The organism is Deltaproteobacteria bacterium, assembly GCA_009930495.1.
Taxonomy (GTDB): domain Bacteria; phylum Desulfobacterota; class Desulfovibrionia; order Desulfovibrionales; family Desulfomicrobiaceae; genus Desulfomicrobium.
The window spans coordinates 1-9042 of record RZYB01000115.1; the positions used below are offsets into that span (position 1 = coordinate 1).

Sequence of the window (9042 nt, forward strand, 5' to 3'; positions counted from 1 at the left end):
AGCGTGCCCTTGTCCGCGTATTCGACCTTGCCCGGAACCGTGGCCACGGCCCCGGTGAAGGCGCCCTTCTCGTGACCGAACAATTCCGACTCGATCAAACGAACTGCTTAGCTCTGGGCATGGATGGTCACAACAATCACGGAGGCGCATCATGAAAAAGTTTTCGGTTTTACTCACACTGGCCATGGCTGCCCTGCTCTTCTCTGGAAGCGCCTGGGCCTTTTCCTCGTGGACCTGGAATCTGGGGACCATCGGTTACACAGCCACGGATCCCGGCGGGACCGGCACAACCATTTCGTTCAACGAGCTCCTGAACTTCACGAACGCGGGTGACTTTCCCCTCCAGTCCCATATCAACCAGAGCTATGGTGGAGATGGCGTGCTCTCCGACGGGGACACCTTCTCCGAATACGGAGCCCTTGGCGTGATCGCCCATGATTCCGTGCCTGTCTTCTTCAACACCTCGACTGGCGCTTCCGCGTACATTTATTACAAGTTCGACGACTTGACCGGCTGGATCGACAACGTGGACTTGTCGGGCTCCAATCCGGTGTACGACATCCATTTCAACCCGAATGCCGGAAGCATCCATCTGTATGCCACCGACGACGCGAGCTTGGGAACGTACGACTATGATCTGGGCAGCTTCAACCTGCTCAAGGCCGGCGCGACGGGCTTCGTGCAGCAGGAAGGCGCCAACAACAACGGCGCGTTCAGCTTCACCATTGGATTTGCCAGTGTCCTCAATGATTTCTGGGAATTCAACGGTCTGAAGGCGGAAGACATTCTGGCCATGCACGGCGAGAACTCCATTGTCGGCCTCGCGGATCTCAACGCGCGTATCCTCGGCATTGAACCCTCCGACAACGGCTTGGAAATCATGGTTGAAAATTCAGGAACCATGCGCCACCAGCCTGTCCCCGAACCAGCGACCATGCTGCTTCTGGGCAGTGGCCTGCTGGGCCTGGGCGCCGCGGCCCGGCGGCGCATGGCGGCCTGATTAGCCTCGCCGCATAGATCCTCCCCAACTCAAACCGGAAGATCCCAAGTCTCTTGATGGAGGCTTGGGATCTTCCGCGTCGAGGCGACGAATAAAACAGAACCGAGCTGGATGCTCCTGACTACTCGGCCATGAACGTCGCCATGGGCCGACGATAGGTACCGTGCGTGATGGCCGGTCCCCGGCCCATGCGAAAAAGCATGATCAATCCTTGGCCGTGGAAATCAACCTTGGGGAAAAGCGCGTCGAATTCCGGCCAAATCCCGCGCAGCAACACCCGGTGGGCGGGCAGAAACGCGTCCGGTCCTTCCAGGTCCCACCGCAGACGAAACAGGGTCACGGCGGTCATGGGCTGCATGGCCAACCCCAGGGCGGTCAATTTCAGCCAACACCGTTCCAGGGCGCGGCCACCGGTCACGAAATCCCGCCAGCTCCGGCCCGGCGCCGTCAGCAGGCAGGCCGCGCCACAATTCCGGATGCCCTGGGCCGAATGCAGGGCCACGACGCGCCCCAGGCCCAACGTGTTGGCCACGGCCATCCGCCGCCAGTCCCTGGTCTGCTTCAAAAAAAACTCGCCAGCCACGCCGCCATGCAGATTCTTGAGCGGCAGGCCGTCACCGGAAGTCCGCGCCTCCTCGGGGTCGAAGCGCACCATGCGCATGAAATGCTCGTGCAGACCCCGGTGTTCGGTCCGGATCCGGTCCGCCTGAAAGACAATCCTGGCCAGGGAAGACAGCCCGGCGCCACGCACGACATGCAGCGCGCAGCCCAGCCCCTTGGCCTCGGCCTCGACCCGGCCCAGGATCCCTGGCGACAGGTCCTCGCGCCGGAAATGCCGACGGTTCGTGCACCGATCCCAGAGGACGTCGCCCAAAAAATCCTCCCGCGTCCCCCGCCCCACGACGACAGTGGCCACCAGGCCGCTCCTGTCGATCACCTCGGGAAGATCGACCGTGGCCGCGTGGCCCAGGGAACGCGCGGCCACGGCCGCGTTCTCGGCCGCCGCGCCGCAGGAAATCAGGGTCGCGTATTGATGGACATTAAAAAACGAATGCTCCGCCTCGGTGTTCATTCGCACCCCCAGGCCATCATCCAGCCGCGTGAAGCGCCAGGGCTGGGCATTGTCGCCCGAGGGCGCGGCAATGGCCGCCGACACGATGTAGCTAAACGCGGCCTCGGACAGGGGCACCACCACCGGGCCGTCGGGTTTTTCGGGTGGCCTAAAGCCGACCCGCTCCCCTTGAGCCGCTGTGACGGATTGCGGTTGCCCCACATCAGCCTGCCGGCGCAAAATTTGGTCAAATACGGATCGAACTGCAGATAGGCCGGAGCCGGCCGCGTTCCGGGCCGGCCCAGCACCAGACGCACGCCTTCCATGCTGGCCACGGACGCGCAGGCCTGACAGGCGATGTACGAGGATGGACCACGCCGCCGCCGCAGGCTGACCCGTTGCCGGTCAATATAGCAAAAATGCAGGCCTCGCGGCGACAGGCCCATGGCAAAGCGCAGCAGGAGTTCTTCCTCGGTCAGGCCATCGTGAATATCGAAATACTCGTCAAAGGACATACCCGGGGCCGAGAACACCAACAACGCGGCCCCAAAGCCCAGGGGGCCGGCGGTGACGACCGGGATACCCAGGTCCCAGGCGTGCATGAACAGCCGCCGCCGGATGGCGAAGGCAAAAAAATCGAGGCTGTCCACGACAACATCCGCGCCACGCAGGAACACATCCAGATTGTCCTCGGTCACGCCCTCGGGAAACGCCTGGATTTCCAGATGCGGGTTGATGGACAGGGCCAGCTCCCGCATGACATCGAGCTTGGGCCGGCCCAAACTGGCCATGGTCGCGCCAAGCTGACGGTTGAAGTTGACCATCTCGAAGCTGTCCGGATCGGCCAGACGAAAGCGGCGGAACCCGGTCCGCGCCAGGGAGGCGAGGTGCTGGCCGCCGACCCCCCCAGCCCTGGAATGGCGACGACGGCCCCAGCCAGCCGGTCTTGTTCGTCGATGCTCAACAGGCCATGATTACGGGACAGAGCGATGTCTTGAAAACTGGTCGGGTCCAGCTCGCGCGACGAGCCATTCACAGGGTGGATCGACATAAAGCCCCCATCAGGTTGAGCGAATCATTCCAGGGCACCATCGAAGGGACAAACAGGGCCTTGTGATAAACGCGTTCGATATAGGCCAGCCGCTCCGGGTCCAGTTCCTCCAAAATTTCGGGCCGCTGCTGAAAAAAATAGCGGGCGGCGTCATAGTCCAAAAATTCATGGTGCTCATATCCAAGGGACTGGATGTTTTGGTCCACGTGGGACGTGTTCAGCTTGAGAAAAAAGGACGCCAAATCGGTCTCGAAATCGCTCGCGGCGTATGCCCGCATCAGTCTTTCGGCGTAGGAGTCAAAATCGGCCCGCATCAAGACCGCCGGGGCGCCCACGGTCGGGTAGTATTTTTCCTCGCCGATCTGTTCGCAAAGCATGATTTCATTGTAAAAACGGACATGCTTGGGATTCACGGTCAGGCACAGGTCGTTCACCCCGGTCATGAGGCCGTAATTGATGACCGTCTTGTACAAATACATGACCACGTTCTTGCCGCGCAGGGTTTTTTCCGTTGCCAGCGACCCAATTTCCACGACCTTCCGCCCTTGTCGGCGGAGTTCATCGATCTCGTCCTTGTACAAGGCATCCATGGGCAACCCGAACAGCGCGGAATCCGGAATAAAGGCGATGGTCGAGATGACATCCCGATACGCCTGAAAAATGAACACGCAGGTCTTGGGCAGGAAATTGTAGATGCTGTAAAGCATCGCCCGGGGATGGGGATTGGGGATATACCCTTGATCGTAGTACTCCTCGTAGACGAGGCGGAAGGCTTGTTCCAGCTCTTCCTTGGTTTCGGCGACCTTGATTCCGGGCTTGTCGATGTCGTCCAGCCTGGCCGCGGTCAGCGCGGAACGCCGAATGCGGATGGTGCGCCTGCGTTCGATGGATCTGTCCATGTTTCCTCCAACCCGGCCCGATCCGGCGAAACGTCGCGAGGCCGCGGCTTCGTGCTTACTCGATATCCCGATGCTGGTACCGTGCCGCGCCACCGTGCGCGCCGCTCAGATCAGCACCACTCCGGCGCCAAAAATTCCAACTATCACACCAAAATTAAAAGCAAAAATCCAACGCGAACCCGTTCGATGGATCTTGATCAGGGACACGGTCAGGGCCGCTAGGCCAACCAGCGCGACCACGAGCCATCCCAACCTCGCCCCTCCCCATTCCAGCAGCAGCTTGCAGATTTGAATCTGACCACTGCCGAGCAGCAGACCATGCAGCAGGGAAATCCCTCCGACTTGACTCAGAAAATCGTCGACAACCTGCATGACCTGGCTGACGAGAACGGCAAGAAGGATCAGCACGACTTCCAGCATGCGCCAGACCTCGACGGAAAAGGGTGTCGAAACGCTTCCAGGCCATGCCCCTTGATGTTGCACCGGCCGGCCCGCCGTGCACGCCACGTGTCTCCGTGAAAAGCCGGGGCGCGAAACAGCGTCCCGGCACGCGAGGCACGGATACGCGGCGCGTCATCACTTCTTCAAACGACGACAGGCCGCCAGGCCCATGCCCAGGAATCCAGACCCAAGAAGCAACATGGTCGCCGGCTCGGGAACCGGATTCGAGACGGGCTCTCCACTGATCCGGACGTACGTGGGCAGGACATTGGTCGCGCCCTCCATCGTGTACCAGCCCCAAACGTCCTCGCCCGGCTCGATGAACCCATTTTGCGCGAGCAGGGCAAGATAACTGGTATCGGTGATCTGGGAAAAACCCGTGAAGGAGACGGTGTACGCGTAGTCGTCGAGGGTGAATGTTTCGGTCGCGGCCAATGGATTGGCCAGGATAAACAAATCCCCCTGGCTCAAGCCGCTGTTCGGACTCTCAAAAAAATCAAAATCCAGTTGCGTCGAAAAGATCGGCAGACTCGGCAAGGACGGCACCAACGGGGTCAGGGTCAAGACCGCGAAGACTGTGCCCGACTGAAGCGAAGGGCCGTAAACGGGCCGGTTGTAGTGGGTGATGGTCATCGCGTCATCGGACGGACCGTTGGTGGCCAAGGTTCCCCCGACTTCGCCCAGCGTCAGACGGCTTCGGCCCGATCCCGTGGACGTGCCCCAGGCCAGACCTTGGTAGCCGGACACCCCGGACAATGTCTTGGCGTTGAACGGATCGATGTTGGAATCCCCGCCATTCTCATTGTCCCACTCGGTAAAAATGCCATCGGTCACATACCCCCATTGGCTGATGAACTCGGCCGATACCGGCGCGCTCCACAAAATCAGCCCTCCAAGCATCAACAACAGCATGACATTTCTTTTCATGGTCAAGTCCTCCAAAATTTGTTCGACTCATGGTACCGTGGTGATGCAATATCCATACAACGTTCCATTTTACTGACTTTAAAGATCTTTCCAGAAAAAAATTCAGGGCTCCGACTCCAGGTGTAAAGATACCCGAACACGTCGCTGTGTCCCGAAACCCATGCGCCGCCCCTCGACGCGACGCGCCAAGGCGTGATCATGCCCACGGATTGGAACACGCCCGCATTCTCCCCCGAGGCGCCCGATGGCCAGGCAACCCCCCGAACGGCCACGGGAATACCCCGCGCCACGCGCATTCCCGGCGCCGGCCCAAGGCAGCGGCGCCATGACGATTTCCCGACAACACCCCGACACGTCCGAATTCGGACAAGGCAACAGCCGCCATGAAACGCGAAGAGCCATCCGATCGTTGACCGGAGGGCTCTTTGCCAGTGGGTGTAAAATTCACCGAAATCGGTGTCGGAAAATCTAACACCTTGTTCAGGAAACCAGAACCGCCTCGTTTTCCCAGCCCTGTCCCATGCGCAGGGCCAGGGTCGTGTTGCGCTGGCGGCCACGGACATTGCCCAGCCCCATGTGCATGGCCCGGCGCGACCCCATGAGCACGGCCAGCTTCCGGGCGCGGGTCAGGCCGGTATAGATGAGGTTGCGCTGCAGGAGCATGTAGTGCTGGGTGACCACGGGCATGACCACGGCCGGATATTCGCTGCCCTGGCTTTTATGGACACTGATGGCGTAAGCTAGGCCGATTTCGTCCAGCTCGTCGAAATCGTATTCCACCTCGCGACCGTCGAATTCCGCGGTCAACACTTCGTCCTTGAGATCCAAATCGACAATCCGCCCCAGATCGCCGTTAAAGACGTCCTTGTCGTAGTTGTTACGCAGCTGCAGGATACGGTCTCCTGTCCGGTAATGCCGCTGCCCCCGGACAAGTTCCTGACCCGTGGGATTAAGGCGCTCCTGAAGCAGGCGGTTCAAGGCCAGGGTTCCGACCTCGCCCTTGTGCATGGGCGTAAGCACCTGCACGTCCTGCATGGGGTCCAGGCCATAGGCTTCGGGAATGCGTTCGCAGACCATGCGCAGAATCAGGGACTGCAGTTCAATCAAATTTTCTTTCTCGACCCAAAAAAAATCCGCCCTGGGCGGAGCGTGCGGACTGCCCTGGGGAAACTCGCCCTCGTTGATGCGGTGGGCGTTGACCACGATCATGCTTTCCCTGGCCTGCCGGTAGATATGCGTCAGACGCACGGCCGGAATAAAGCCGCTTTCCAGCAAATCCCCCAGGACATTCCCCGCGCCGACCGAGGGCAGCTGGTTCTCGTCGCCGACAAAAATCAGCCGACAGGTCAGCGGCAGAGCCCGCAAGAGCGAAAGGCACAGTCCACAATCGAGCATGGAAGCCTCGTCCACGACCAACGCATCCACGGCCAGCTTTTTGTCCTCGTTGAACTCGAAACCCGTGCCCGGCTGGAATTTAAGCAACCGATGCAGCGTGGTGGCCGTGAACCCCGTGGCCTCGGACATGCGCTTGGCCGCCCGGCCCGTGGGCGCGGCCAGGGCGATTTTAAGACCCAGGGATTTGAGCGCCCGGACCACGACCCTGGTGATGGTCGTCTTGCCCGTGCCCGGACCGCCGGTGATGATGGCCACTTTGTGCGCGCAGGCCGATTCCACGGCCTCGCGCTGTTCGGCGGACAGGGTCAGGGACTGGCGCTGTTCCTCACGCTCCACGGCAGCGGTGATTTTGGCCGGGTCCAGCCGGGAGACGTGATCGAGCAGACCGTGCAGACGCGAGGCGATTTCCCGCTCCAGGCGGTACAGATAGGTAAGAAAAACCGCCTGGGCGATCTCCTTTTCCGGCAAGGCCTCGATGACCAGGCGCTTGCGTTCCTCCAGGGCGTCGATCCGGTCCTCGATCATCTCCGAATCGTGGCAGCCCAACAGACGCGCCGCCTCGTCAACCAGATTCGCGCGCGGCAGGTACATATGCCCGGCGCCCTCGGCAGTCTGCCGCAGACAGTATTCCACCCCGGCCTCCAGCCTCTGCGGCGCGTCCGGAGCAAAGCCGAGCTTCAGGGCCATGTCGTCGGCCGTGCGGAAGCCGATGCCGTGGATGTTATAGGCCAGATCATACGGATTCTGGCGCAGCTGCTGGACAGCCGTCACCCCGTAATGGCGGAAGATGCGATGGGCGAACGTCGTGGCCACGCCGTGGGTCTGCAAAAACAGCATCAGGCCGCGCACCTCGCGCTTTTCCTGCCACGACGAAACAATCATCTTCAGCTTGGCCGCGCCGATGCCCTCCACTTCCAGGAGACGTTCCGGGTCGGAGTCAAGAATATCCAGGACCTGGCTCCCAAAGCGGCTGACCAGCCGCTCGGCCATTTTTTCGCCGATGCCCTTGATGGCCCCGGATTCAAGAAAACGACGAATGCCGTTGAGCGAGGCTGGCAGCAGATGTTCGCAGGACTCGGCCTTGAATTGGCGACCGAATTTGGGATGCTCGATCCAGTCCCCATCCAGACGCAGGGATTCGCCCGGAGCCACGTCGCCCAGAATGCCGACCGCGGTGACCTGGCCGGGCACGGCGGGCGAATCCAACTTGGCGATAACGTATCCGTTTTCGGGATTCTGGTAGATAACGCCGACGATCTCGCCCTGAATGCTCGTCATGGGGCGTCTACAACGTCTGACGGTATTTGAGGGATTGCTTGAGCGTTTCGCGGTCCACGTATTTGATCTCCTGGCCGAGCGGAATGCCCTGGGCCAGCCGGGTCACGGACACGCCCGGAAAGTCGCGGGCAATGCGGGTGTGCACATAGGTCCCCGTGGCCTCGGCCTCCATGGTCGAGCCCAGGGCCAGAATGACCTCGCGCACCCCGCCTTCGCGCAGAATGGACTCAAGCCCGGAAATTTCCAAGGATTTGGCGTCGATGCCATCCAGGGGAGAAAGCAGGCCGCCCAAAATCAAATACCGGCCCCGGTACAACCCGGCCTCTTCCATGACCATCAGGCTGTCCCATTCCGAAACCACGCACAACTGTTCGGCATTGCGCTTGGGGTCGGAGCAAATAGGACACGGGTCGCTGTCGGCCAGGCCGCGACACCGGGAGCAGATATGCAAATTGTCGCGCAGGCCCTCGATGTCCCGGCCCAGGGCTCGCACGGACTCCTCCGGCCATTTGAGCAGGGTCAGGGCCATGCGCAAGGCGCTTTTCGGCCCCACGCCGGGCAGAGCCGAAAACTGGTTGACGATCTTTTGCAGGGGAGCGGGCAGACGCTGCACGGCGTCTCCTAGAACAGACCGGGAATCTTCATGCCGCCGGTGATCTGGGCCATATGGGCCTGCATCATGTCCTTGCCCTTCTTGACCGCCTCGTTGACGGCGGACAGGATCAAATCCTGCAGCATGGACACGTCGTTGGGATCGACCACGGCCGGATCAATGGCGATGGACAGCACTTCACCCTGGCAGTTGGCCCGAACCGTGACCATGCCGCCGCCGACAGTGGCTTCCACTTCCTTCTTGCCCATTTCCTCCTGGGTCTTGAGCATTTTTTTCTGCATCATCTGCGCTTGTCTGATCAATTCGTTCATATCTCGGTCTCCTTGGTATTTCCATTGGGTACGGGCCGGACCTCCATGATCCTGGCCTGAAATTTGGTTTGCACGG

Annotated in this window: 6 protein-coding genes and 3 pseudogenes; 1 reads left to right on the forward strand and 8 read right to left on the reverse strand. The window is 60.8% G+C overall.

Going from position 1 to position 9042, the window contains the following annotated elements:
* Window positions 1–98, reverse strand: a pseudogene (locus tag EOL86_09845) (hypothetical protein).
* An 815-nt stretch (window positions 99–913) separates the two neighbouring features.
* Here EOL86_09845 and EOL86_09850 point away from each other — a divergent pair.
* Window positions 914–1000: pseudogene (locus EOL86_09850) on the forward strand (VPLPA-CTERM sorting domain-containing protein).
* A 121-nt stretch (window positions 1001–1121) separates the two neighbouring features.
* Here EOL86_09850 and EOL86_09855 read toward each other — a convergent pair.
* The 7 genes and pseudogenes from EOL86_09855 to EOL86_09885 form a co-directional block, all read right to left on the reverse strand.
* A pseudogene (locus EOL86_09855) lies at window positions 1122–3102 on the reverse strand (hypothetical protein).
* Window positions 3084–4001, reverse strand: coding sequence for a hypothetical protein (locus EOL86_09860; protein ID NCD25874.1), 918 nt, complete (start codon window positions 3999–4001; stop codon window positions 3084–3086). The pseudogene EOL86_09855 and the gene EOL86_09860 overlap by 19 nt, the downstream one beginning before the upstream one ends.
* 105 nt (window positions 4002–4106) lie before the next feature.
* Entirely contained in the window at window positions 4107–4421 is a 315-nt protein-coding gene (locus tag EOL86_09865; protein ID NCD25875.1) for a hypothetical protein, read from the reverse strand.
* Between the two features lie 156 nt (window positions 4422–4577).
* Window positions 4578–5369, reverse strand: coding sequence for a PEP-CTERM sorting domain-containing protein (locus EOL86_09870; protein ID NCD25876.1), 792 nt, complete (start codon window positions 5367–5369; stop codon window positions 4578–4580).
* A 480-nt stretch (window positions 5370–5849) separates the two neighbouring features.
* The gene (locus tag EOL86_09875; protein NCD25877.1) at window positions 5850–8042 is read right to left on the reverse strand and encodes an ATP-dependent RecD-like DNA helicase; all 2193 of its coding nucleotides are present in this window, start codon (window positions 8040–8042) and stop codon (window positions 5850–5852) included.
* 7 nt (window positions 8043–8049) lie between these two features.
* The gene (gene recR / locus EOL86_09880; protein NCD25878.1) at window positions 8050–8655 is read right to left on the reverse strand and encodes a recombination protein RecR; all 606 of its coding nucleotides are present in this window, start codon (window positions 8653–8655) and stop codon (window positions 8050–8052) included.
* Window positions 8656–8663: 8 nt separating this feature from the next.
* On the reverse strand, window positions 8664–8966 hold the full coding sequence (locus EOL86_09885) for a YbaB/EbfC family nucleoid-associated protein (GenBank protein ID NCD25879.1): 303 nt from the start codon (window positions 8964–8966) through the stop codon (window positions 8664–8666).
* Window positions 8967–9042: the final 76 nt, after the last annotated feature.

Coding starts and splice junctions, on each gene's coding strand:
- EOL86_09870 (NCD25876.1), bottom strand. CDS start 5,369: ATGAAAAGAAATGTCATGCTGTTGTTGATGCTTGGAGGGCTGATTTTG.
- EOL86_09885 (NCD25879.1), bottom strand. CDS start 8,966: ATGAACGAATTGATCAGACAAGCGCAGATGATGCAGAAAAAAATGCTC.
- EOL86_09875 (NCD25877.1), bottom strand. CDS start 8,042: ATGACGAGCATTCAGGGCGAGATCGTCGGCGTTATCTACCAGAATCCC.
- EOL86_09860 (NCD25874.1), bottom strand. CDS start 4,001: ATGGACAGATCCATCGAACGCAGGCGCACCATCCGCATTCGGCGTTCC.
- EOL86_09865 (NCD25875.1), bottom strand. CDS start 4,421: ATGCTGGAAGTCGTGCTGATCCTTCTTGCCGTTCTCGTCAGCCAGGTC.